This is a genomic window from Leeuwenhoekiella parthenopeia (assembly GCF_020782115.1).
GTDB lineage: Bacteria > Bacteroidota > Bacteroidia > Flavobacteriales > Flavobacteriaceae > Leeuwenhoekiella > Leeuwenhoekiella parthenopeia.
This window is the reverse complement of the sequence record NZ_JAJGMW010000017.1, coordinates 42,405-67,358: the sequence shown is the minus strand read 5'-3', so window position 1 is coordinate 67,358 and position 24,954 is coordinate 42,405. Positions and strand designations below refer to the sequence as shown.

The following is a 24,954-nucleotide window of genomic DNA, read 5'->3' as shown; positions in this document are numbered from 1 at the left end:
TTTTTGCTTATTGAGCTTTTGTTATTCAGCCGAAATCCGATAGGTTTCTCTGGTATTTGTTTCAAAACGGGTGAGGTAATACATTCCTACTTTTTGGCTTTCAGCCGAAACCCCTTCAATCTCTAAAGGCAGCGCGGTGCGTATAACCAGATTACCACCGGACTCTGAACGTATTGTTGCAGCTTGGAGCTCGTTTTCTTTCCATTCAATATGCACTTCAAAGTTTCCACGGGCCTTAAGACCTTTAACGGAACCGCTTTTCCAGGCACCGGGCAGGGCAGGAAGCAGGTGCAATTCACCCAGATGGCTTTGCAGTAACATTTCGGCTATGCCGGCAGTGGCTCCAAAATTCCCGTCAATCTGAAACGGCGGATGCGCATCGAATAGGTTGGGATACGTCCCGCCTTTATGCTCTTTGGAGTAGGGGTCAACGTACTGCATCAATTCGCGAATCATCTTGTACGCGTGATCGCCATCCAGCAAGCGGGCAGCGAAATTGATTTTCCAGGCTTTGCTCCAGCCGGTTCCTTCATCGCCGCGCAGTTCAAAGGTTTTTTCGGTAGCCGCAGCAAGCTCCGGAGTGGTGAGCGGCGAGATGGACGTGCCGGGATGTAAGCCAAACAAATGCGAAACATGGCGGTGATGCGGATCTTCTTCTTCAAAGTCCAGATTCCATTCCTGCAATTGGCCTTTGGCACCTATTTGATACGGAATCAAACGCTCCCGGGTAGCGACGAGCTTTTCTCTAAATTCGGCATCGATACCCAGTATTTCTGAAGCTTTAATGGTATTGTTTAACAATTCGCGTATGATGGCCATATCCATGGTGGCGCCTTCCGTTAGGGCGTAATTTTTACCATCAATCTTAAAGAAATTTTCAGGGGAGGTTGAGGGCGCAGTAGTCAATTGCCCATTGCGTTCTACCAGCCAGTCTAAGGTAAACAGGGCCGCTTCTTTCATTACGGGATATACGTTCGACAGATAATCCTCATCCTGAGTAAAAGCATAGTGCTCCCAGAGGTGTAGCGTAAGCCAGTTACCACCCATATACCAGTTTGCCCATAGCGGGTCGCCATTACCACGATCGCCCACCGGGTTTGCAGTCGCCCAGATATCTGAATTGTGGTGCAACACCCAGCCGTCTGCATCGTAAAACTCTTTAGCCACACGGCTTCCGGTCACCGAAGCATTTTGGATATAGGCCAAAAAGGGCTGGTGCATTTCGCTTAAATTGGTGGTTTCTGCCGGCCAGTAATTCATTTCGGCATTGATGTTTGTGGTGTAATTTGAACTCCACGGCGGACGCATTTCGTTATTCCAGATTCCCTGAAGATTGGCTGCGATTCCGCCCGGTCTTGAGGAAGAAACCAGTAAGTATCTACCATACTGAAAATACAGAGCTTCCAGATTGGGATCGTTAGCTCCCTGGGAATAGGCTTTTAAACGGGCATTAACAGGTTGTTTTAAAAGGTCTTCCGGAGTTGTGCCCAAATCAAGCGCGACACGGGTCATATAGGCCGAAAAATCGGCGATGTGATCTGCTTTGAGTTGGTCATAAGTTTTAGCCGAAGCCGCCTGCATAGATTCACTCGCGAGTTTTGCTTCGTCGAGTCCATCTTTATCCGGGCATTTGTCAAAACCGTTAAAACTGGTTGCCGCGGTAAGCAGTACAACCACTTCGGAAGCATCAGCGATAGCCAGACTGCTATTTTCCACACTGAGATTACCATCGGTTTTAAGCACTTTGATGCGGTATTGAAAGCGCATTCTGTCACATCCTTCAGGATCTTCGTAAGTAATAGGTTCTACGCCTTCGGGATTGTAATAATTGGGATTTACTTGTGCCGGAGCCTTCCCGCTGACCACTAATTCCTGATCTTCAGTTACCGAAACTTCAGCGTGCAGTTGGCTTGCTGCCGAAAGATTCAGATTTAAGGCTTTTGCGGCATCTGCGGTAAGTTTTATTACCAGAACATTATCGGGTGCTGAGGTAAACAACTCCCGGGTGTACTTAACGCCATCCGCTTCAAATACAGTGGTGGTAATGGCATCGGCAATGTCCAACGTACGTTTGTAGTTTTGAACCGAATCGTTTTTCAACTCCTGATGCAGTAACAAATCGCCCATAGGCATATAAGACTGGGTGTAATAGCCCTGCATCTTTTTGGCCAAAAGGGTTGCCTGCTCATAGTTTCTGGTGAAAATGGCTTCACGTAAAGGTTGCAGATAGGAAGCTGCATCGGGATTGATACTTTGGGGTACGGGACCACCGCTGTAGAGCGAACTTTCATTAAGCTGAATCAATTCTTCACTCACACGCCCAAATACCATCGCGCCAATTCTGCCATTTCCCAGCGGCAGGGCTTCTACCCATTCACGCGCAGGGGCGTCGTACCAAAGTTCATGAATATTGGCTTCGGCAGTATCAGATTCCCGGTTTTTGTCATTTTTACAGGAAGCTAAAGCTAAAAGTACAAAGATTATAAAACGAGGTAGGCTAAAAGAAAATGTCATAGGTGAGGATGAAGTCAAACAAGGAGTTTTAAAGGTATTGATCATTTATTGAAACGAAATTAGATCTTGACGTAGATTTTCTTTTTGTCCATCCAGTAGCCCAAAGCCCAACATACGAGCATAAAGACAATAGCGGTCATCAGTGCCCCGAAGGATCCCGGGAAGATGCGCTGAAAGATTTCTTCACTTACCCATTCAAAAGCATCCTGATTTTCGTTTACCGGTATCAGACGCAGCGTGATGTAAAACAATTCAGAAAACAGGTAAATCACCAGCGGATTCTTCCCGAAGGTGTTGAAAAAATCACTGCCGAATTTGATGTTCTTCAATTCTACCGCAAATATTAGTGCGGCCAGCATAGACAGGTTAAGGCCTATGGTTAACAGCGCAAAGGGACTCGTCCATAATTTTTTTGATATGGGGAAAATCAAGCCCCACCATTCGGCTAAAGCAAAAATGATAAACCCGGCCAGCATCAGTTTGGCAATGGTTTCAAAGGATTTCCCTTTTCGTCTGATAAACACGCCGGCGAGATAACCCGCAAGTACATTTACAATACTGGGCAGGGTGCTCAAAATACCTTCCGGATCAAAAGGGATGGCGTCTTTTTTATAGATATGGCCTTCGCCCAAAATGGTAAAGTCAAATTTAGCGGCGGCATTGGTTGCCATTTCGAGTTCGCGTCCCGGTTCGCCAAAAGCATACAGAATTCCCCAGTAGGCGAGGAGCATCACAATACACGCGATGAAAATGGCTTTGACTGAAAAATACCTTACCAGCACTGCACCAAAAAAGTAGCACAGGGCAATACGTTGCAAAACACCCATAACCCGGGTTTCAGAAAATGGGGATAACTGCAGTTGCCCGTCATTGAATTCAAAAAAGGGAAACCAATACATCAGGAATCCCAACAGAAAGATAATTGCAGTACGCTTCAGTACTTTTTTCCAGAAATCTGCAGGTACAGCCTCCTGAAAGCGGCGCATCGAGAAGCTCATCGCATTACCCACGGCGAATAGAAATGAAGGGAAGACTAAATCTGCCAGTGTAAACCCAAACCATTGCGCGTGCACCAGATAGGGGTACATCTCCGCACCGGTACCCGGCGTGTTTACCAAAATCATCAGGGCGATGGTAAGCCCTCTGAATACGTCGAGCGATAAAAAGCGTTCTGAAGTTTTTACGGTCATAAGCAGCGGTTAATAGTTGTAGTCAATAGGCGGCATGATCTTCGTGATCGGGGTGATTTTGCTTCGGTATTTGGTGTGAAGTGCTTTTGCTATTTGGTAAGCGTCACCGCTGGCCTCAGTGGGATACGATTCTTCTTTGTTGACCCATTCCCATTCCCATTGTTTGATTTTTTCATCAAAAGCTTCCTGATCAAAATTGCCCCATTCGGCTTGAACATCGGTGATGAATTGTTGCCAGCGTGGTTTGTAAAAATCATTAAGCACCCCGCTCCATTGGCGGCAGGAATACTCGTGCAGGGGATTGTCAGGACCGCCCCAAAGCGTGATGAGGTCGCGCGCATTGCGCTCGTAAAGGGCTTTTTCTTCAGGTGTGGTGCCCCAGCTTCGTGCATCAGCAATCCAGGGCCCCAGCAGGAAGTCTTTTCGCGTAGCGAGCAATTGATCTAAATCGCTGATGAGCGTCAACAATTCTTCGCTGTGCTTTTTAAAAGCTTCCTTATCGTTGTTGCGATAGGCTATCGCCATTTGTTGCTGCACGGGCAGCGCATAGTTGGCAAGCACCTGACGGGTAAGATCAACCAGATCGTACTCAAAACCATCAGCATTTTTAAAGGTATCACTTGCGCCAATAAACAAATCCCAGGCGGGCAGCAGGTCAAGCTGATCATAATTCATCTTGGTGCGTGCCCAGCGGCGGTAGCCCTCAAAAGTAGGACGCGCAGCGATGATAGACTCGGCACCATCGCGTATCGTTGTGCCGTTGTAAGCCGTTTCTACCAGAATATCCCAGGCTTTGATGATGCTGTCGTTTACCGCACCATAACGGTTGCGGGTGTACTGCTTCAGCCAGGGCTTGAGCTCAATAGGTGCGTCGCGCCAGGTATTATCGGTCATCAGTTCGTAAAGCACCGGGTTTTGTTCTATGGCTTCCATCGTAAGACCTATTCCTTTTAAATTGCCCGAAGTGCTGTCGTTTAAAGCTTTTGCGGGTTCCTGTGCCACAGTCTCGATGCGGCCAAACATGCTGATGTTTCCGCCAAAATTGTGCAGCATATTCCAGATCCATTGTTTGCCGTAGAAAGCTTCGGTTTGTTTCCAGACCGGTTCAATTTCGGTAGCCAGATCGAGAATGATCATACGATCATCGGGCACGGTGCTGAGCAAACCTTTGATTTGAGGGGTTTTCCAAAAGTCTTTGTGACTGTAAAACAACCAGCCCTGCATCACCCAGATTGCCTCGGGATCTGCGGCTTTCATGCCTTCAAAAATCTTTTCGCTCAACTCACCCAAATACTGCGGATCGTCTAAAGGCGGCTCATTTTCGTTAAACGTATCTGCCGTGTAGAGGTGGTCTGTGCCAAAAACTTCTTCCTGTTTTTCTAAAAAGCGTTTTCCTATTTCTGCGAAAAGCGGATCGCCTGCATCCAGGATGTAGGTGTCGCCAAAATCATTGCCCCAGTTGGTCTTTTTAAGGTTGGCATCGGGGAAGAATTTTTTGAAGGAAGCCGGAACGTGACCGGTAAACGCCGGAAGCACGGGCTTCATTCCCAGTTCGCGTGAGCGCTGCAAAATCTTTTTCTGCAGATCGCGATGGCTTTCTTTCCAGCTTTGCGGAAGCGGGCCGCCCCAGCCGTCCAGATTTCCCATCCAAAACCAGGAGAAATACGAAGGACCGCTGAAAAAGTCGTTGAGGTCTTCATCGGTAAAGCCGTACGACTTGTAAACTTCGTCCCAAATGTATTCTTCACCGGTTATGGCTAAAGGCATATTGATACCGTGAAGCGCCATCCAGTCGATTTCCTTTTCCCAGCGTTCCCAGTTCCACCAGCTCATCGAGTAGTTGAAGGTGCAGTAGTTGAGGTAATAGCGGTACTCGTAAGGCGATTCTTTGCGTACCGGTTGTTCAGGCAGGGGCAGGGTTTCCGGGAAGTTGAGGTTGGTGCCATTCCAGGTAATCTGCCCGTGAGCATACTCTTTGATATAATAATACAGGGCCGAAGCAATAGCCACGCCGTTATTTCCCTTCAAACTGATTTTACCTTCCTGAGCTGCAATTTCAAAAGCCTGATCGCCGGCACCGGGTAGCGAATCAATACTAAATTGGTCTGCATACTCGGGTACCACCCGTTTTAAGAGACTCGTGTAGGGCGTTTCTTCCTGAGCCTGAATTTCTGCTTCTTTTTCTTTTTTACAGGAGTTAAGCCCTGCAAGTATAAAAAGGCAACAGGCAAGCTTTAAGACAGATTGGTATTTCGGTTTAAGAATCATAACAGGTATTATAAAAATAATCTAAAACTTCAGGGTGTCCGGCAGGAATTTGGCAGCCAAATCCTCATAATAGGGACGCAGTTCTTTTACGTTTGGCGGGGTAGGAGCCTTGGAATACAAATCATACGGATTGAATTTATCAACCCACTTAAACATCTCGTGATCGTGTTTGCTCATCAGGTGATCGTAAGCGCCCTCGCGGTGCTGCGAGTAAAACGAATGATAGCGTATCATATATAAAGCCGGCTCGGGCAAATAGTCTTTCATAATGTGGTAGAGGTACTCATCGTGACCCCAGGACATGTGCACGTTATCTAAGCCGCAATTGGGTTTGTAAACCCCATATTTGGTATTGAGGCGCTCATTAGTATAATCGGGGTTTTGCTTAAAAAATTCCGGATACACGATTTTGTCTGAATAGGCACAACCTACGGGAAAGGTATCGCCCACAACAGCCCACTGCGGTTCGCCAAAAAGGCACAATACTTTACCCAGATCGTGTAAGAAACCGGTAAGCACAAACCAGTCCGGATGCCCGTCTGCGCGTATGGCTTCAGAGGTTTGCAGTAAATGCTGGGTTTGATCGAGGTCAATGTCCGGGTCAGAGTCATCAACAAGCGTATTTAAAAATTCGACTGCATCCCAAAGCGACATCTCACGACGGTTAAATTTGAGGAAGTCGTTTTTCTTTTCGAGCACAAAATCATACGTCTGGTTGATGTGATTGATGCGGTAAAACTCTTTTACCGTATCACGAGCCGGAGCCTCGTAATTGCGAAATTCTTCCTTGGCTTTATGTGCCTCTTCAGGATAACGGCGCACCACATCATCTTCCCACTCGTCAAGACTACCCAGCGGTTGCGCGTTTTGATTGCTATCTTTCATAACTATAAATTCAGGTTAAACAGTTTTTTTTAGTTCTTCATTTTAATGGCCTCTAAGCCTATTCATCAATTAAGACCCGAGGGAGACCATCAGGTAGAGTAGTCCAATAATTAGCAGAACAATGAGGCAGGCGAGCAGGAAGCCCGTGCTGTCCTTTCTATTCCATGTGTACAATTCCCAATTGCTGTTGGGGAATAAGAGTTTTTCGGTAACCGGTTGATTTTTTAAGGTACTGTTATCAATCGCCCGGGTGCGCATCTTCTGGTAGAAGAACTTTAAATGTTCGTCGGGATCAGGTTTTGTTGCCAAAGCGATGAAGATGAGTATCAAAAACGGAAACAGCAGGCGTATGCCCAGTCTTATGGTTTCGTTTAAGGCATAGGGATTCCTGGAAAGATCCCAGCCCAGACGGTCGAGCAGGTACAATTCCAGGTAAATGTAGCCGCGGCCGTAGCGCTCATCAGCTTTATTTACCGAAACTCCTTTAGACCAAAATATAGCCTGTTGCGGCATCGCATAGTCTACGGCGTTAGTACCGCCCAGCACAAGTGCTTCCGGTTTTTTGATTTGATCTTTTTCGCTTTGTGGAAGTTTTTCCCATTGCGCGATATCGTACTTTCGGTTTTCAAGATCTACTTCTTTTACTTCGTAATTTCGGGTGACGATGCGTGATTCGGTGAGCTTTGTCAGGCTTTCATCGGTACGCATCTCCGGAAATACTATGGGTAAAAGCATGGGGATAAAATAAAAAAGCAAAAAGGTAAGTAGGATCGAATACCAGGCAGCAATTCGATTGGCACGTCGCCATTTTAGTCCCAGCCAGAATGCGGCTACAAACACCACAAAAAACTCCCAGATAAACTTTAAAATCTGCAGAATGGTGTCAAACTGAGTCGTAATTACCGCAGCCCCGATGAGAAAAATAGCGCCCGATATTCTCCCGGCCCAGATGTAATGTCTGGCAGACTTATCGGGGATGAAGTATTTGTAAAAATTGTTGACTACCAGTCCGGAAACGGTAATCATCAGGCAGTCTGCCGTTGACATCAAAGCCGCCATCAGACTGGCCAGCATCAATCCTACCAGACCTAATCCCAGCGGTGCCAGTAATTGGGTGGTGGCATGACCCCAAACAAAATCGGAGTTCATGATTTTACCCCCATAGAGCAAAATGGCGCAAAGCCCTACCATTCCCCAGAGGATGGTCACAATACGTTTCATAAACGTGCCGGTCACAAAGCCGGTGCGTGCCGCGTCTTCACTTTTTGCGGCTCCTGCTGTTACCAGCTGGTTAGGCTGGGCTACAACCGTCATCCCCGAAACCAATGCCGCCATAACAATAAAATACCAGGTAAAATCTAAAGTTGCAGGCGAACCAAAAACTTCAAAAGTGCTTTCGGGCAGTTGCTCGTGCAGGTTGGTGAGCGCCTGCATCATGCCGCTGCCGCCAAATTGCTGATTAATCGCCTGCCAAGCGAAGGGTATGAGAATGATTGAAAGCAGAATGATAAAAATTCCCTGAAGCAAATCGGTGTAAAATGCGGCTTCGAGTCCTCCCAATGCCGTATAAAACAGTACGATAAAACAGATGGTCCAGATGAGTACATCTTCAGAAAAATAACTGAAAAGCGCTCGTGGATTTTCCTGTCTCAGTTCGGTTAATTCCTGTTTTTCGGCCTGTGAGAGGTAGGTGAAGTTTTCGTTGGAAAGTTCAAAAAGGCGATCTGCTTTTTCTTTTTCGAGCTTTTCGGTTGCAGTTAGTGCAGTTTCCGGCTTTCCGGTCATTGCCAGAGCCGTGGTGGTCACCGCCTTATAACCTACCGAAAGCAAACCCATCATCCCAATGGTTCCCACTAAAGCATAGGTGGCGGCCATTTTTCGCGAAGCGTAACGCTCCTCATAAAAATCGCCCATCGTGGTGATGCGCAGGCGTCGCAACCAGGGTGCCGTAATCCAAAACAGGGGGGTGGCAAAAAGCATTAAAAGCGAACTCCAGATGCCGCTGGCGCCGTTTTTAAAGGTTGTGGTCGCGACACCCGCAGGGCCATCGGCTGAGGTGGCCTGCCCAAAACTGGCAAAGGTTGAGAAGAGTTTTCCAAATTTTCTGCCTCCCAGAAAATAGTCTTCTTCCTTTTTAATTTTCAGGCTAGACCGTATGCCGATATAAACAATGACACCAAAGTAAAGCGCCAGTACTGCAATATCCAGATATGATAAGCCTAAAACCATGATTAATTTGAAATTTTTTCGAGTTGTGTTTGTCCCTGTTTAACGATGCTTTCCAGATGATCAAATGCGGCCTCCCCTTTAAAATTATCGAGCACCAAAGAGGTTATATTTTCGGCATAAAGCGCGTTACCGTAGTAATCTGGTCTTTGAGTTCCCCAGTTTACCGTGGTGTTTGAGATGTAAACATTGCTGGCATTTACCATATAAAAACCGGCGGTTTGCTCGCCGATGAAATCAGCATCCTTGCAGGGTCTGCAATCGTAATACCCTCCCGGATATTTGGTGGTTTTTGAAATCTCGAGGTCAATATCGTTAAAGCGAATGTTATCCAGAAGATCTGGCGATGCTGCTCCCAGAAAAATCCCGTTTTCGCTCTTGCATCTGATGTTTGCAAAGGTGATGTTAGAAACCTTACCAATACCGGCTTCGGCAGCTCCGGGTTTCAATCTCCAGCCCGCGTCTTTGTGATCGTGCGAGGCACGTGGATAGGCCGTGATGTAAATAGGCTCTGCCATTCCCCACCAGACGTCAGAAAACTGCTTACATTCGACCATAATATTCGAAAAGATGATGTCTGACACGGTGCCTTCATCGCGGTTTTGAATGCCGATACCCCTGCAACTGCCTGTAATAATGCAGTTATTAAAGGTAACGTGGCTGATGGCATCCATATTTTCGGAGCCAATTTTTATGGCGCACGAAGTGCTGATCAGGGTGCAGTTTGAAATTACGATATTTTTACAAGGGCCTAACTCTTCGTATTCCCTTCGGCTTTTAAGGCAAATGCAGTCGTCACCAGACTCGATATGGCAATTGCTGATGCGCACATTTTGGCAGTGATCGAGATCAATGCCGTCGCTGTTGCGCACTTTAAGATCGTTATATATCGAAATATTTGCGATAGAAACGTCGTAGCAACCTATAAAATGCAGGGCCCAGTAGGCAGCATTGCTTACCGTAATGCCGTGCATTTTTACATTTTTACAGGATACCAGTGTGAGTATGTGCGGTCTGGGATCGATGGTTTCAAAAGGCTTCAGTTCGTAGGAATCGTGAAGCTCATCACCCATAAAAAAGATTCCGTTGCCATCTATTGTTCCTCCACCGGTAATAGAAATCTGGTTGAGGTTTTCTCCACCTATCCAGATGGTACCTTCGCCCAGATTTTGTCTAAATGCACTTTTAGTATAAGCCCCTTCGTCCGGGAATGCTTTAAGCACAGCGCCCTGTTCCAGATGCAATTCAATATTTGATTTGAGGTCAAAAGGTCCCGACAGGAAAGCTTTACCGGCAGGAATAACGACTTTTCCGCCCCCCAGGCCGGCGCAATGATCAATTGCTTTTTGAATGGAAACCGAATTATTTGTAAAATCGTCACCTACGGCTCCAAAATCGTGTATATTCGTTATGTTCATTAATTTTATATGTAGGACATAATTTAAATAGCAATATATTTAAAATATGTGTTAAAATTACATTTAGAATGTCTTAAGTTTTAGTTGTTTTATCAGAAATTTACCACCAACCATCAAATCTATGTCTACTAAAATTAAACCGATTAAATCTGTATCTCTGGTCGAGCAGGTAGAACAACGTATTCTTGAATTTTTAAAAGAGAATCGTTTCAAATCTGGCGATTCACTACCCGGAGAAATTGAGCTAGCCGAAAATCTGGGCGTTAGCCGTAACATCGTGCGTGAGTCTCTTAGCCGTTTGCGTATGCTGGGCGTTGTTGAGTCTAAAAAACGCAAGGGGATGTTTATAGCAGAACCCGATATTTTAAGCGGAATAGAGCGCATTATGGACCCGGACCTGCTTGGTGAAGAAGCTATGCAACACATTTTTGAGCTGCGTCTGGTGCTTGAAGTAGGTATGAGTGAGTTGCTGTTCATTAGAAAAAAAGATTCTGATGTTGATAATTTACAGGAGATTGTAGACCGGGAGGCTAATGACCCGCTTTGTAAAACCGATCTTCAAACCCGTCTGGCTTACGAGATTGAATTTCATTCCTATCTCTATAAAATGTCCGGAAACGGGACTTTAAACCGTTTTCAATCTATGCTTTTACCCGTTTTTCATTATATGATGCAGCAGGAATCTAAGTCTGCCGCAGAACCCAAGCGGGGTAGTATCTCGCATAATGATCTGGTTGAAACGCTGCGTAGCGGCACTGCTTATGAATTCCGAGAAAACATGCGCAATCACCTTACTCCGCACTTTAGCAAACTGAGCTAAACGCTCAATTAATAATTGAATAAAAAAATCCGTCAATCTTAAGGCTAAGCCCGGGATTGACGGATTTTCTAGTTTTAGTAACCCGGGTTTTGGCTTATTGTTTTTCCGGAAGCATCAATCTCAGACTGGGGTATGGGTCTCAGACGGTGTTTTTCGGCTATTGCATTGTTAAGCGCTGCGTGCGGGTTGTATTCTAAAACTCTTGATATCAAAGTACCGGTACGTTTTAGGTCCATCCAGCGGTTTACTTCGCCAATCAATTCACGGGCACGTTCATCTAAAATAAGAGCCAGATCTACATCTCCTGCAGTAAGCGGGGTTGTGATACCGGCACGTGAACGTACGGCATTAAGATAAGTGGCAGCAGCACCCGGATTATTGTTTTGCAATGCAGCTTCAGCAGCAATCAGATAGGCTTCAGCTCCACGCATAATAACCATATCGCGATCACCAAAGGCACGCTCGTTGGCATACGTAAATGGAGCGCCCGGGTCGTCAAATTTCTTAAACATTGGCCAGTGAACATTCGTAACTCCATCATTAACCAGATACTGATCTGGATTGATTACCGCGTAAGGCTTGCTGTCTATACGTTCCTGAGTCCACGCCGTTTTTGGGAAATAAATTGCCGTATCGCCTACTTCGAGGCCGTCTTCAGCTACGTCTGCGTAAATAACATATCTCAGGGTTTCTTCATCACGGGTATCTTCCTCATCAAACATATTGAAGAAAAACGGAGTTGGCATTCTACCGATACCATTTTGATATAAGCTACCACGAGCTAAACCGGGATAGTTGAAGTATTCAAACTTGTACAATAAGTGTTTGGTATTACCCCAGCCCAGGCTAGAGGTTTCGGTACCAAACAGGAAAGAGAAGACCACTTCGTCATTGCGTTGGTTTTCAATATCAACCACATCGGCAAATGTAGGCTCAAGCGGGTGATTGTTGATCACCGTTTCGGCCAGGGCAATTGCACGGGTGTAATCGTCTGATGCCGCAAAAGACTTGTAACCACGGGTCAGGAGAACTTTAGAAAGTAAGTGGCGTGCGGCATCTTTAGATACACGGCCAAATTCTTCCGGATTTTCATCAACCGCACTGATGGCATCGTTAAGGTCGCTAACGATCAGCTCATAAACTTCCTCTTCTTCGGCACGGGTAAAATCAGATTGGGCTGTAGTGATAGGTTCGGTGACAACGGGTACATCGCCATAGTTTTCAACCAGATTGAAATAGGACCAGGCTCTGAAAAATTTGGCTTCGCCGACCCCTCTGTTTTTCAGACTTTCTTCAACACCATCAATCAAATCAGCGTTTGCAAGCAAGGTATTTGCCGCTGCGATCTGCTCATATTGATTAGCCCAGTAGACCTGCATCACATAATTGGAAGCGTTCATATCCACATAGTCGTTAATCGCATCTGTCCCTGTAAGAGGAGAGGCGCGGGTCACGATATCGGTACCCAAATCTTCCAGCACATAAAGCATATTAGGCTGATAGTGGGTGGTGTTTTCTCGGGTTATTTCGTAGATATAGTTCACGAGTTGGATGAAGCTTTCTGTATTCTCTCGTGAAGATGGAATACTGATTGCCTGTCTGTTTGTTTCCTCCAGGAAATCATCGCAACCGGTAAGCAGCGTACCGGTAAGCAGTAAAGCGAGGGCTGAAGTATAAATTGATTTTTTCATAATACTAATATTTTTTAGAATGTAAAGTTTATACCGGCCATATAGGTGCGAGCCATAAAAGAGGCACCATAGTCGTTTCTACCGGCGTTTTCAGGATCCCAGCCATCATAATCTGAAAAAGTGAATGGGTTTTGAACCGTAGTGTATAAACGTAGTTTTTGAATTCCGAATTTTCGAATAGTCTCCTGAGGAAGGGCGTATCCCAAAGTCATAAAACCAACTTTTACGAAAGACACATCCATATTTTTAATGGCTTGCTGATACGGGCCACCATTACCGGGCTGAAACCAGTTGTTAGTGGGGTTGGTTGGTGTCCAATAGTCAGTGTCGTAACCATTCCATAAACGGGCGGGTTCTCCATCATAGGAGAAAGCGCGGGAATTGTGAAAATTACTGGATATCGTCACACCCTGACTCGTATACACAAAGAAGGAGAAGTCAAAATTCTTATAGTTCATCGTACTGGTAATACCACCGGTCCATTTAGGAAGTGGGTTTCCAAGAATTACGCGGTCTCCCTGCTCTGTGATTTGACCGTCACCATTTACGTCAACAACACGTACCTGACCCGGCTTTTGACCGTAGGTTGCAGCTTCTGCAGCTTCATCCAGTTGCCAGATTCCGTCAAACTTGAAGCCGTAAAGTGATCCTGTAGCCTCACCCACACGATGAATAAAGGTACCGCCCTGTGCTCCAAAAATGATTTCATCACTATTACCGTAAAGATTTACAATCTCATTGCGATTGCTGGCAAAGTTGATGTTTGTACTCCAGGTAAAGTTTTCATTGTCAATAATTTTGGCATTTAGACCTACTTCAATACCGCGGTTACGGGATTCACCGATGTTATCAAAAGTTCCTCCAAAACCGGTTACTGTAGGTAAAGGTCTGTAGAAGATGATATCTTTAATATCTCTGTTGTAGAGGTCAACACTACCGGTAATTCTGTTGTTTAGGAAGCCGAAATCAAGACCAAAGTTAACCTCAGAAGTACGCTCCCAGCTTAGATCCTGGTTTGCCAGGCCGTTCACATACAAAGTAGGTACACTGGCATCTCCAATATTAGTATAGCTTGACTCAAGTAACGAAAGGGTACCTAAAGGATTTAATCCTCCACCAATACCGTTATTACCGGTCTGACCATAACTTAAGCGCAACTTCAGATCTGAGAATACGTTTTGGTTACGCATAAAATCTTCACGTATCACACGGTAAGCGAATGAAGCGGAAGGGAAAAAGGCCCATTTGTTGTCGTCAGATAATACAGATGCCCCGTCATATCTACCGGTAAGGGTAAGAATGTAGCGATCCATCAAGTTGTAATTAACCCGAGCGGTGTAAGATTCCAAAGTTTGTCTGCTAAACCCACTACCGTAGGAGTTTACGTTAGAACCGGCTCCCAGATTATAGAATAAGAAGTTGTCTGATGTAAAATTTCGTACCTGAATTCTATACGATTCATTGTCCTGTAAAAACCGTGAATAAACCAAAGTAGCGGCAAGACTGTTGTCTTTATCAATATCAAGGCTGTAGTCAACAATGTTATCCCAGGTATAGGAGTAATCGAGATAGTTATTTACTTCAGCACGCGTATTGCTTTGGTTGCCGATGGTACTTTTGGTTAATAAACCACGGTATTCCCCTAAACGGGTGTATTTTACGTTAGGAGCAAATTTTGTAGTGATACTCAGACCCTCTACCGGTTTTACGCTAAGCGAAATATTACCGATAAAATTGATGTATTTGTTCTCCAGTTTCCAATTTTGTGTATCGAAAATAGGGTTGCTTACCTGAGTTTCCTTTTGGGTTGGTAAAAAAAGTAAATCACCATTGTCGTCGTAAGCTCTACCTATTGGTTTTAGACGGTACGCACTTCTAAAGGCTTCCAAACTACCTTCATTGGTCGTAGCCAAAGTGATGTAATTGTCATACCCAAAGGTCAGCCAGTCTGTAATATCACTTTGAATATTTCCTTTTAGGGTATAACGCTTAAAGTCTTCCCCGTAAATGGTTCCCTGATCTTCAGTATACCCTAAACCGGCAGCATAAACGGTTTTATCGTTCCCTCCACTCACATCAAGTGTATGATTTTGTTGGAAACCGTTACGGGTGATGAGGTCTACCCAGTCTGTACTTACGCCGTTTGCGATGTTTTCGCGTTCTTCGTCACTCAAATATTCATTGATGTCAACAGTATCTGCAGAATACTGGCTGAAGTTTCCGTCTTTATTAGACGCAAATTGATTACCTACTATAACATCTCTTAGGAATGGAATATAGGTTTTGCCGTTAAAAATTGGAGGCAGATTGTATATTTCTTTAAAACCGATGTAGTTGTTGTAACGTACGGTGAGCTTGCCTTCTTTACCTTTTTTAGTCTGAATAATTACAACCCCGTTTGTACCACGTGAACCGTAGATCGCAGCAGAAGCCGCATCTTTAAGTACATCCATACGTTCAATATCTGCAGGGTTCAGGAATGAAATATCATCAACAAAAATTCCGTCGACTACAAATAACGGGTTTTGTCCCGGGCTATAACCTCCGTTGTCTCCGGCGGTATTAATGGTATTAGCACCCCGTACACGAATGTTGAAACCCCCTGCACCGGGCTTGTTGTCTGTGCGTTGCACAGTAACACCGGCAACCTGCCCCTGAATAGAAGAAACCGCGTCTACCTTGTTAGTTTGTTCAAGTACTTCACTGCTTACGGTAGATACAGACCCGGTAAGATTAGATCGTTTTACCTTACCATAACCAATGATTGCCACCTCTTCAAGTGACTGAACATCGGTTTGCATATTTACGGTGAGCGAAGTTTGATCGCCTACAGGTACTTCCTGCTTCATATAACCTACATAACTAAAAACCAAAACGGCGCCGGGCTCAACCTGTAGTTGAAACGAACCGTCTAAATCTGTAATGGTACCGGTGTTGGTGCCCTTAATACTCACACTTACACCGGGAAGAGTCTCTCCCGATTCGGTGTCGTAAACAACTCCCGAAATCGTTTTCTGATCATAGTGGTCAAAAATTTCTCCCAAAGCCGGAGAAGCCATAATTGTGGTTGTTCCCAGCAATGCCAGCATCACGAGTGTGATCTGTTTAAGCATCCTGAGTGGTAAAAATGTTCTCATAAATGTTGTTTTAGTTTTGATATTCAAATCATTATGTATTTATGTAATTATGTAGTACATAACAAGATTAAGAAAATATTCTGATACTTTCAGCTAAAGGCTTAAAATTTTAACATTTGTCTGGGATTTGCAGTTTTTGGGTTGAGTTCTTCAAACTGTTTGGGATGAAAATATGCGGCCCAGATACAGAAAAAGGTCTAAAAAGTATACAACTGAATACTTTTTAGACCTTCATAAATTAAAGATGCTTAACCGTTTATCGCTAATAGGCGCGGGCTGTTTGTCTGGAGGTTCCCAGACCTTCAATACCCAATTCTACCACATCGCCGGGTTTTAAATAGCGTGGCGGTTTAAAGCCCATTCCCACACCAAAAGGAGTACCGGTAGAAATAATATCTCCCGGAAGCAGGGTCATAAACTGGCTGATGTAACTCACCACCTGCTGCACATTAAATACAAAATCTGAGGTGTTGCTGTTCTGCAATTGCTCCCCATTCAGCTTTAGCCATAAATTGAGCTTGTTGGGATCTTTGATTTCATCTTTAGTAGCGATAAACGGACCTAGAGGCGCAAAGGTGTCGCAGCTCTTCCCTTTAACCCATTGCCCGGCACGCTCAATCTGAAAAGCCCGCTCGCTGTAATCGTTGTGCAGGGTGTAACCGGCTACATAATCTAAAGCTTCGGCTTCACTCACATAAGAGGCTTTTTTGCCTATAACCACTGCAAGCTCCACTTCCCAGTCGGTTTTCTCACTGCCTTTAGGGATGATCACATCGTCGTTAGGGCCCACGATGGCCGAAGTGGCTTTAAAGAACAAAATGGGTTCTTTGGGTACTTCCATTCCGGTTTCTTTGGCGTGCGAAACGTAGTTAAGACCTATACATACAATTTTGGAGGGTCTAACCAAAGGAGCGCCAAGTCGGGTTTCTGCGGAAACTTCCGGACAATTATCCTGTTCTTTGCTCAACCACGATTGTAAGCGGTTAAGACCGTCAGTTTCAAAAAAGGCTTCGGTGTAATCTTCTCCAAAAGCCGATACATCTATGCGTTTACCGGAGTCGAGTTGTACTCCGGGTTTTTCTTTTCCGGCTGCGCCGAAACGTATTAGTTTCATAATCTTCTAGTTAAAAAGTTATCCATTAAGTTTTATAAATCCGCCATCAATCGGGAAGTCAGTCCCGGTGATAAAGGAGGCTTCATCAGAGGCGAGGTACAGCGCTAAATGCGCGATTTCTACAGGTTTACCCATACGGCCCAAAGGTTGGGTTTTGGAGAGTTTTTCAAACATTTCCTCCTGATTGTCGGGGTAATTTTTGGCAATAAACCCGTCTACAAAAGGGGTGTGTACGCGGGCAGGGGAGATGCTGTTGCAGCGAATGCCCTGATCTACATAATCTTTGGCAATCGAATAGGTCATCGTAAGCACCGCTCCTTTAGACATGGAGTAGGCAAATCGGTCTGAGATCCCCACCGAGGAGGCAATAGACGCCATATTGATGATGACTCCGTTGTTGCCTTTCATATGTTTGATTACCGCTTTGGCACAATTGTACACTCCTTTTATATTGATCGAATAAATACGATCGAGGTCGGCTTCGGTGGTGTTTTCGATATTTCCCACGTGGGCTACGCCGGCGTTGTTTACCAAAATGTCAATTTTATTTTGGCTAGCGATATCATCAATAATTTGCTGTACTTCTTCGGCTTTTGAAACGTCGCATATTCTATACTGAAGCTCTAAACCTTCGGCCTTAAAAGCTTCAACAACTTCTTTAGCCTGGGTTTCGTTAAAGTCCAGAATAACTACCCGGGCGCCGTTTTTGGCAAATGTTTCCGCGATAGCGCGGCCAATACCGCTGGCGCCACCGGTGACTAAAGCTGTTTTATGTGTTAGTTGAAATGGTTGCATAATCTTAGTTTTTTTGAGCGATTTCCTGCCAGATTTTACCTTTTGGAAACTCGTAATCTTTTAACGAATCGGGTTTCATCGTGATGCTGTAACCCGGTAACTGCGGCGGCATATACGCTCCGTTTTTTATCACTACGGGATCAAAGAAATGTTCGTGCAGGTGATCTACATATTCAATAATGCGATTTTCTAGCGAACCGCTTATCGCAATATAATCAATCATCGATAAGTGCTGTACATACTCGCACAGGCCTACACCACCGGCGTGCGGGCATACCGGAATCTCAAACTTGGCCGCCATCAGCAATACCGCAAGCACCTCATTTACACCGGCAAGCCTGCAGCTGTCTATCTGGCAAATCTCAATAGCGCCTGCCTGCATCAGTTGTTTAAAGATCACACGGTTTTGACAGTGTTCTCCGGTGGCAACTTTAATGGGAGCAACGGCTTTGGCAATGGTTGCGTGGCCCAAAACATCGTCTGGGCTTGTAGGCTCCTCAATCCACCAGGGATTAAATTTTTTAAGTTCGGCCATATTTGCGATGGCTTCGGTCACATCCCATTTTTGGTTGGCGTCCATCATCAGCTTCAGGTCATCACCTATTTCTTCCCGAATGATCTGAGCCCGGCGCATATCGTCTTTAAGGTCTTTACCTACCTTGATTTTCATATGCTTAAAACCTTCGGCTTTGGCCTCGCGGCACAATTTGCGCATTTTCTCATCGCTATAGCCCAACCACCCTGCAGAGGTGGTGTAGGCCGGGTAACCCTTTTGAAGCAAATTATCGATACGTTGCTGCTTTGTGCCTTCCAGCTTTTTGAGCATCGCTATCGCTTCGGCCGGAGTAATGGCATCTGTGATGTAGGTGAAATCAACACACGACACGAGTTTTTCGGCACTCATATCGGCAAGCAATTTCCACAGAGGCTTTTCTTCCGCCTTGGCGTATAAATCCCAAACGGCATTGACCACAGCTCCGGTTGCGAGGTGAATCACTCCTTTTTCGGGCCCTAACCAGCGCAACTGACTGTCACCGGTAATCATTTTCCAGAACGCACCCATATTAGCCGTAAAAGAAGCCAGGGATTTGTTGAGAATAAGAGGCATTATCGAGTCGATAGCCGCCACACACAGCTCGTTACCGCGCCCTATGGTAAAGGTAAGGCCGTGCCCTTCGAGTTCTTGCTGCGAAGTTTTTAAAATGACGTAGGCGGCAGAATAATCGGGGTCGGGGTTCATCGCGTCTGAACCGTCGAGAAACTGACTGGTAGGAAACCGAACGTCTACAACCTCATAGCCGGTAATGATTACCTCTGTTTTCATAGTATTAAAATTAAAGTGAAGGCTTCAAATTTAACCCGGGCATTCTTGATTTACCGACCGTTTTTTGGCTAAGAATGATACTATTTTTGCATTACAACCAAATCAGGAAAGTTTTGAGTGAATTTCTGCGTACTCTTTTGGAGTTTTTCCGGTTACTTTTTTAAACTGCCGGTTAAAATTAGAAAGACTGTTGTAGCCCGAAGCAAAACCAATTTCGCTTACGCGTTCGTGCGGTTCCATCAGGAGTTTGCAGGCATAGCCAATGCGAATCTCGTTGAGGTAGCGCATCAGGCTTTTTTTGTGAAACTTGCTAAATAACCTGCTAAAGGCCGAAGGATTCATCGGGATAAGTGCTGCCACATCTTCAAGGCTTATGCTTTCCCTGAAATTTTTGTAGAGGTATTCATACACCTTGTCAAAATTCCCCGTGCCGGTGTTATAGGCTTCGCTCAAATAGCCCGCGCTGGTGAGCGGTCTATAGTCTAGCATAGCAAGTTCTTTTAATAGCTGAAGCAGGCTCAGGCTGCGTTCAAAAGCTTCGAGATTTTCGAGATTTTTAAGCTGGCTCAGGATCTCTTGCGGAATGTTTTCAAATACGAGTCCGCGTTGTGCTGCCTGCAACAACCGGGCAGGAATGCGCATTTCGGGTCTGCTGAAAAAATCTGCTCCCAGAAAATCCTGTTTAAAATGTATGGCAAGGGCACTGGCCTGAAGCTTCTTATTTTCTTCAAAATAAACCGGATCGTTAAGCCACATATGTGGCAGATTAGGACCCAGCAGCACGAGTTGGGCGGGAGTGAATTTGGCAATCGAATCCCCAATAAAGCGGGTTCCTGTACTTTCTAATAGGAGCACCAGTTCGAGCTCGGGATGATAATGCCAGATTTTCAGAAAATGCCGGTCGTGGGTGTGATTGATGGTAAAGGAGCAATCATCGTGGCTTTGCCTGTCGAGTTTGATGAGTTTCATGGCGGCGGGTTAGGTGATTTGCAGGTTCTGTTTGCGGTAAGCGCCCGGCGTGCTGTTGAGGTGCTTTTTAAAGACTTTGGTGAAATGGGGCAGGTTATTAAACCCGGTTTCGACGGCGATATCCAGCAAGGTCTTGTTTGTGGTCACAATAAGGTATTGCGCGCGCTCGATGCGTTTTTCGTGAATGTAGGCCAGAGGCCGTTTACCCGTATGTTCTAAAAATTCCCGTGAAAAATAGTCCCGGTTTTGATTGGCTTTTTCGGCGAGTTCGGTTACGGTAATGCTCTTATTTAAGTTAAGCTGAATGTAATTCATAGCATCAAGAACCACCGAAGGTATTTTAGGGTTTTGAATTGCCGAATAGCGTATCGATTCAATAAACCGGGAAAGCAAAATCAGAATGATTCCCTGGGTTTCAAACTGTACCGAAGTTTTCATGTTTCGGTTTAAGTTTTGGTATTCCTTGTAAAAAGCTTCTTTTTCATAAATTTCCGGATTGTCAGACCGGTTTATCCCACGACCCGGATTCAGTTTAAGCAATTTTTTAAACAGCATCACATCGGTTTCCGAAGCTTTAAGTTCTATAATCTGCCGGTTGTCTTTAAAAAGGGCTCCGGTATCTGGCGATTCCTCAAAAAACTGCACAAAATACTGCTGCATATAACCATCGCATTTAAAATCACAAAGCGTAAAACTGGGAATCAGGTAGAGGTAACCGGGTCTTAGAGTTACTTTTTTTGACAGGCTTGAAAGCGAACCGCTGCCGGCCTCGATGTAGTAAATGCGGTAATAGGGGCTTATCACGTTTTTGTAGTTCCAGCGGCTTGACAATTCTACAGCATCTACGTTAAGTAAAGAGAAAGTCTGCGTGAAGCGTTTTGAATTCAAAATTGCTGATTTAGGTGATAGCACCGGTTCTTAAACAGATAAAAATAAGTCGTTTTTGTATAACTGTAAAAGGGAAGACTAAAATATCTTTGGACGTTTATCCTTATGAAATTTCAATCGAAATCGTTGTAATTGTATGGTTTGAGGGAAATATTTACAGGAACACTATTAGGTAAAGACGGAAATATATAACTTTTAGAAGACCATGAAACGCAGAGATGTTATAAAAATAAGCGCAGCAGCGGCAGCAGGATTCTACTTAAAACCCTGGACTGCCCGTGCAAATTATTTGTTTAATAATCCGCAGAAGGTCTTTGAACCCAACTGGGATTCGCTTTCGAAATATCAGGTTCCTGAGTGGTTTCGCGATGCGAAATTCGGCATGTGGGCTCATTGGGGGCCTCAGTGCGAGCCCGAATCTGGAGACTGGTATGCCCGTGGGATGTATCAGGAAGCTTCCTGGCAATACGATTACCACGTCAAAACGTATGGGCATCCGTCAAAATTTGGTTTTAAAGACGTGATCAACGTTTGGAAAGCAGACAAGTGGAATCCGCAGGAACTCGTAGATCTCTATAAAAATGCAGGCGCCAAATATTTTATGGCGATGGCCAATCATCATGATAACCTCGATTTATGGGATAGTACCCATCAGCCAAACTGGAATTCAGTAAAAATGGGTCCAAAAAAAGATATTATTGCCGGCTGGGAGCAAGCAGCACGCAAGGCAGGCTTGCCTTTTGCGTTAAGCGTTCATGCGGCTCACGCGTGGAGCTGGTATGAGCCCTCACAACGCGCAGACCAAAACGGACCCTTAGCCGGTGTTCCCTATGACGGAAACCTCACTGTCGAAGACGGCAAAGGTACCTGGTGGGAAGGTCTGAATCCACAGGAATTGTATGCTCAAAACCATCCTTTGAGTGAAGACAGCCTTGACAATGGGAAGATTCACAGCCAATGGAACTGGGGCAATGGCGTTACTCCGCCCTCAAAAGAATATTGCGAGAAATTCTACAAGCGTACGATAGATCTGATAGATAAATTTAATCCTGACCTGCTCTACTTTGATGACACCGCACTGCCCCTGTGGCCGGTAAGTACTGTAGGGCTTGAGATTGCAGCGTATTTGTACAACAAGAGTCTTGACAAAAATGGCAACCCGCAGGCTGTGGTTACCGGTAAAATTTTGGATGAAGAGCAGCGTAAGGCCCTGGTTTGGGATATTGAAAAAGGTCAGAGTAATGAGATTGAACCCTTACCCTGGCAGACCGATACCTGTATTGGCAGCTGGCATTACGACCAGGGGATTTATCGCGATAAGCGCTATAAATCGGCCAAACAGGTCATACACAGTCTTATTGATGTAGTAAGCAAAAATGGAAACCTGATGCTGAATATTCCGGTTAAGGGCGATGGAAGCATTGATGAGCTGGAGCGGGCTATCGTTGAAGAAATAGGAGTGTGGATGCGTCTTAACGGCGAGAGTATTTACGGCACGCGTCCCTGGAAGATTTTTGGAGAAGGACCGCAGCAGGCCACTACGGCTGAGCTTTCACATCAGGGCTTTAACGAGGGTAAAGGCAAGCCTTATTCGTCTTCCGATTTTAGGTTTGTAACCAAAGGGGATACGCTCTATGCGACGGTTATGAGCTGGCCAGAAAACGGCAAAGTGCTTATTAAAGCGTTGCGTTCCCATTCTCCTTACCGAAGCAAATCCATCAAAAAGGTGAAGCTCGTGAGTACCGGTAAAAAATTAAAATTTAAGCAAACCGCTGAGGGACTTGAAGTGTATTTTCCGCAGGAAAAACCGGCTGTTTCCTATGCAAATGCTTTAGAAATCAACTAACAGATAGAACATATCATGAATTATATAGTTTGTGAAGAACCCGGAACCTTTTTATTAAAAGAACAGGATATTCCGCAGCCTAAAGCGGGAGAGTCGCTGCTGCTCATCCGTAAAATAGGTATTTGTGGTACCGATATTCACGCTTTTGGCGGAACCCAGCCGTACTTCAATTACCCGAGAGTTTTGGGTCACGAGCTTGCAGCCGAATATGTACAAGGTAATGCCGCCGGTTTTAATACAGGCGATGCGGTGAGTTTTATCCCATATTTCAACTGCGGAAGTTGTGTCGCCTGCCGCAACGGGCTGAGCAATTGTTGTACCTCGATTAAGGTTTTTGGGGTACACATTGACGGCGGTATGGCTGAATATGTAGTTGTGCCTGATGGGTATCTGTTGCACGGCGAAGGTCTTGATTTTGATGAGCTCGCGCTTGTTGAACCTCTGGCCATCGCAGCTCACGGGGTGCGAAGGGCAGGAGTGCGTGAGGGAGAGACGGTTTTGGTCATGGGAGCAGGCCCTATTGGTATTGGCTTGATTCAGTTTGCACAGCAGGCAGGAGCACAAGTCATTGCCCTCGATGTGAACGAGCACCGTCTTGATTTTTGTAAAGACGAATTGGGTGTCTGGCAGACTTTAAACCCGATGAATACTGATGTTACGGAGCGTTTGGCAGAAATCACAAACGGCGATATGCCTACCGTAATAATTGATGCTACCGGTAATCGCAATGTGATGAACAGCGCATTTCAATATCTGGCCCACGGTGGCCGCTACGTTTTGGTAGGCTTACAAAAAGGCGAACTAAGCTTTAGCCATCCCGAGTTTCACAAGCGGGAATCTACCCTGATGAGCAGCCGCAATGCTACCCGCGAAGATTTTCAGTATGTCATTGAAAGTATCAGGAGCGGTACCATCAACCCGAAAAAATACATCACACACCGTATCGCTTTTAAAGATTTGCCATCGGGCTTTGAGGCTTTGTTGGCCCCTGAAAATAACGTGATTAAAGCTTTGGTTGAAATCAATGACTAATCTGGCATTATGATTATAGACACCCATCAACACTTTTGGCAATACAACCCGGTCAAGCACAGCTGGATTGATGACGAGATGGCTGTGATACGCCGTGATTTTAGGCCTCAGGATTTAAAACCGGTTTATGAGGAACACAATATCACCGGCTGTATCGCAGTACAGGCAGATCAAACCCTTGAAGAAAACACATTTTTACTGAATCTTGCTTCTGACTATGATTTCATCAAAGGTGTAATCGGCTGGGTTGATTTTCAAAGCGATTCGGTGCAGCAGGATCTGGAGTATTATGCCGAAATGCCTCTGATGAAAGGCTATCGCCATGTTGTGCAGGCCGAGGCTGACAACTCGTTTTTACTGCGAAAAGCTTTTTTAAATGGAATCTCAAAGCTGAAAAATACCGGAGCGGTGTATGAAATTCTTGTTTTTTCGCATCAGCTTCCGGCAGTGCTCGAATTTGTAAAGCTTTTTCCCGAGCAGCAATTTGTGATCGACCACATCGCAAAGCCCTACATCAAACAGGGCTATATTGATTCATGGGCTTTGCTGATGAAAGCCATTGGCAGTTACGAGAACGTAAGCTGTAAAATATCGGGTTTGATTACCGAAGCCGATTATAAAACCTGGAAACCTATAGATTTAATGCCCTATATGAACGTGGTTTTCGAGGCTTTTGGTCCCAATCGAATCGTTTACGGTTCAGACTGGCCGGTATGCCTGGTTGCCGGAAGTTATGCTCAGGTTCTTAATGTAGCCAAAGCCTTTTCAGGTCAACTTTCTAAAGACGAACGCGAACTTTTTTTCTATAAAAATGCCCAGCGCATTTATACAATTTAA

At 45.2% G+C, this 24,954-nt stretch carries 17 protein-coding genes; 4 read left to right on the top strand and 13 right to left on the bottom strand.

The window, feature by feature from the left end; translation table 11 throughout:
- Positions 1-21: 21 nt before the first annotated feature.
- The 6 genes from LLW17_RS13040 to LLW17_RS13015 form a co-directional block, all read right to left on the bottom strand.
- On the bottom strand, positions 22-2,532 hold the full coding sequence (locus tag LLW17_RS13040; RefSeq protein WP_228230729.1) for a glycoside hydrolase family 95 protein: 2,511 nt from the start codon (positions 2,530-2,532) through the stop codon (positions 22-24).
- Between the two features lie 41 nt (positions 2,533-2,573).
- On the bottom strand, positions 2,574-3,704 hold the full coding sequence (locus tag LLW17_RS13035; RefSeq protein WP_228230728.1) for an acyltransferase family protein: 1,131 nt from the start codon (positions 3,702-3,704) through the stop codon (positions 2,574-2,576).
- Positions 3,705-3,713: 9 nt separating this feature from the next.
- A complete protein-coding gene (locus tag LLW17_RS13030) occupies positions 3,714-5,972 on the bottom strand; it encodes an alpha-N-acetylglucosaminidase (protein WP_228230727.1) in 2,259 nt (752 codons plus the stop codon).
- Between the two features lie 21 nt (positions 5,973-5,993).
- Complete coding sequence (locus tag LLW17_RS13025; RefSeq protein ID WP_228230726.1) at positions 5,994-6,857, bottom strand: inositol oxygenase; 864 nt, start codon at positions 6,855-6,857, stop codon at positions 5,994-5,996.
- Positions 6,858-6,926: 69 nt separating this feature from the next.
- Positions 6,927-9,086: a sodium:solute symporter family protein gene (locus LLW17_RS13020; RefSeq protein ID WP_228230725.1), complete on the bottom strand. Its 2,160-nt coding sequence runs from the start codon at positions 9,084-9,086 to the stop codon at positions 6,927-6,929.
- A 2-nt stretch (positions 9,087-9,088) separates the two neighbouring features.
- On the bottom strand, positions 9,089-10,501 hold the full coding sequence (locus tag LLW17_RS13015) for a glycoside hydrolase family 28 protein (RefSeq protein WP_228230724.1): 1,413 nt from the start codon (positions 10,499-10,501) through the stop codon (positions 9,089-9,091).
- A gap of 121 nt (positions 10,502-10,622) precedes the next feature.
- On the opposite strand from LLW17_RS13015, the gene LLW17_RS13010 reads away from it, so the two are divergent.
- Positions 10,623-11,321, top strand: a complete 699-nt coding sequence (locus LLW17_RS13010; protein ID WP_228230723.1) for a FadR/GntR family transcriptional regulator — start codon at positions 10,623-10,625, stop codon at positions 11,319-11,321.
- Between the two features lie 74 nt (positions 11,322-11,395).
- Here LLW17_RS13010 and LLW17_RS13005 read toward each other — a convergent pair whose 3' ends face one another.
- The 7 genes from LLW17_RS13005 to LLW17_RS12975 all read right to left on the bottom strand — a co-directional run bounded on the left by LLW17_RS13005 (position 11,396) and on the right by LLW17_RS12975 (position 21,239).
- Positions 11,396-13,012 (bottom strand): RagB/SusD family nutrient uptake outer membrane protein, encoded by a 1,617-nt coding sequence (locus LLW17_RS13005; protein WP_228230722.1) that lies wholly within the window; start codon positions 13,010-13,012, stop codon positions 11,396-11,398.
- 14 nt (positions 13,013-13,026) lie between these two features.
- Positions 13,027-16,149 (bottom strand): SusC/RagA family TonB-linked outer membrane protein, encoded by a 3,123-nt coding sequence (locus LLW17_RS13000; RefSeq protein WP_228230721.1) that lies wholly within the window; start codon positions 16,147-16,149, stop codon positions 13,027-13,029.
- A gap of 262 nt (positions 16,150-16,411) precedes the next feature.
- Complete coding sequence (locus tag LLW17_RS12995) at positions 16,412-17,263, bottom strand: fumarylacetoacetate hydrolase family protein (RefSeq protein ID WP_228230720.1); 852 nt, start codon at positions 17,261-17,263, stop codon at positions 16,412-16,414.
- An 18-nt stretch (positions 17,264-17,281) separates the two neighbouring features.
- Positions 17,282-18,058 (bottom strand): SDR family NAD(P)-dependent oxidoreductase, encoded by a 777-nt coding sequence (locus LLW17_RS12990; RefSeq protein ID WP_228230719.1) that lies wholly within the window; start codon positions 18,056-18,058, stop codon positions 17,282-17,284.
- 4 nt (positions 18,059-18,062) lie between these two features.
- On the bottom strand, positions 18,063-19,382 hold the full coding sequence (locus LLW17_RS12985) for an L-fuconate dehydratase (protein WP_228230718.1): 1,320 nt from the start codon (positions 19,380-19,382) through the stop codon (positions 18,063-18,065).
- A 102-nt stretch (positions 19,383-19,484) separates the two neighbouring features.
- Positions 19,485-20,351 carry an AraC family transcriptional regulator gene (locus tag LLW17_RS12980; protein WP_228230717.1) on the bottom strand — a complete coding sequence of 289 codons (867 nt, stop codon included), beginning with the start codon at positions 20,349-20,351 and terminating at the stop codon, positions 19,485-19,487.
- A gap of 9 nt (positions 20,352-20,360) precedes the next feature.
- Complete coding sequence (locus tag LLW17_RS12975) at positions 20,361-21,239, bottom strand: helix-turn-helix domain-containing protein (protein WP_228230716.1); 879 nt, start codon at positions 21,237-21,239, stop codon at positions 20,361-20,363.
- Positions 21,240-21,444: 205 nt separating this feature from the next.
- On the opposite strand from LLW17_RS12975, the gene LLW17_RS12970 reads away from it, so the two are divergent.
- From LLW17_RS12970 to LLW17_RS12960, 3 genes are read left to right on the top strand one after another with little or no spacing between them, the layout of a single operon-like run.
- Positions 21,445-23,085, top strand: coding sequence for an alpha-L-fucosidase (locus tag LLW17_RS12970; protein WP_228230715.1), 1,641 nt, complete (start codon positions 21,445-21,447; stop codon positions 23,083-23,085).
- A 15-nt stretch (positions 23,086-23,100) separates the two neighbouring features.
- Positions 23,101-24,117 (top strand): zinc-binding alcohol dehydrogenase family protein, encoded by a 1,017-nt coding sequence (locus tag LLW17_RS12965; RefSeq protein WP_228230714.1) that lies wholly within the window; start codon positions 23,101-23,103, stop codon positions 24,115-24,117.
- 9 nt (positions 24,118-24,126) lie between these two features.
- Entirely contained in the window at positions 24,127-24,954 is an 828-nt protein-coding gene (locus tag LLW17_RS12960; RefSeq protein ID WP_228230713.1) for an amidohydrolase family protein, read from the top strand.

Coding starts and splice junctions, on each gene's coding strand:
- LLW17_RS13035 (WP_228230728.1), bottom strand. CDS start 3,704: ATGACCGTAAAAACTTCAGAACGCTTTTTATCGCTCGACGTATTCAGA.
- LLW17_RS13030 (WP_228230727.1), bottom strand. CDS start 5,972: ATGATTCTTAAACCGAAATACCAATCTGTCTTAAAGCTTGCCTGTTGC.
- LLW17_RS13025 (WP_228230726.1), bottom strand. CDS start 6,857: ATGAAAGATAGCAATCAAAACGCGCAACCGCTGGGTAGTCTTGACGAG.
- LLW17_RS13020 (WP_228230725.1), bottom strand. CDS start 9,086: ATGGTTTTAGGCTTATCATATCTGGATATTGCAGTACTGGCGCTTTAC.
- LLW17_RS13015 (WP_228230724.1), bottom strand. CDS start 10,501: ATGAACATAACGAATATACACGATTTTGGAGCCGTAGGTGACGATTTT.
- LLW17_RS13010 (WP_228230723.1), top strand. CDS start 10,623: ATGTCTACTAAAATTAAACCGATTAAATCTGTATCTCTGGTCGAGCAG.
- LLW17_RS13005 (WP_228230722.1), bottom strand. CDS start 13,012: ATGAAAAAATCAATTTATACTTCAGCCCTCGCTTTACTGCTTACCGGT.
- LLW17_RS13000 (WP_228230721.1), bottom strand. CDS start 16,149: ATGAGAACATTTTTACCACTCAGGATGCTTAAACAGATCACACTCGTG.
- LLW17_RS12995 (WP_228230720.1), bottom strand. CDS start 17,263: ATGAAACTAATACGTTTCGGCGCAGCCGGAAAAGAAAAACCCGGAGTA.
- LLW17_RS12990 (WP_228230719.1), bottom strand. CDS start 18,058: ATGCAACCATTTCAACTAACACATAAAACAGCTTTAGTCACCGGTGGC.
- LLW17_RS12985 (WP_228230718.1), bottom strand. CDS start 19,382: ATGAAAACAGAGGTAATCATTACCGGCTATGAGGTTGTAGACGTTCGG.
- LLW17_RS12980 (WP_228230717.1), bottom strand. CDS start 20,351: ATGAAACTCATCAAACTCGACAGGCAAAGCCACGATGATTGCTCCTTT.
- LLW17_RS12970 (WP_228230715.1), top strand. CDS start 21,445: ATGAAACGCAGAGATGTTATAAAAATAAGCGCAGCAGCGGCAGCAGGA.
- LLW17_RS12965 (WP_228230714.1), top strand. CDS start 23,101: ATGAATTATATAGTTTGTGAAGAACCCGGAACCTTTTTATTAAAAGAA.
- LLW17_RS12960 (WP_228230713.1), top strand. CDS start 24,127: ATGATTATAGACACCCATCAACACTTTTGGCAATACAACCCGGTCAAG.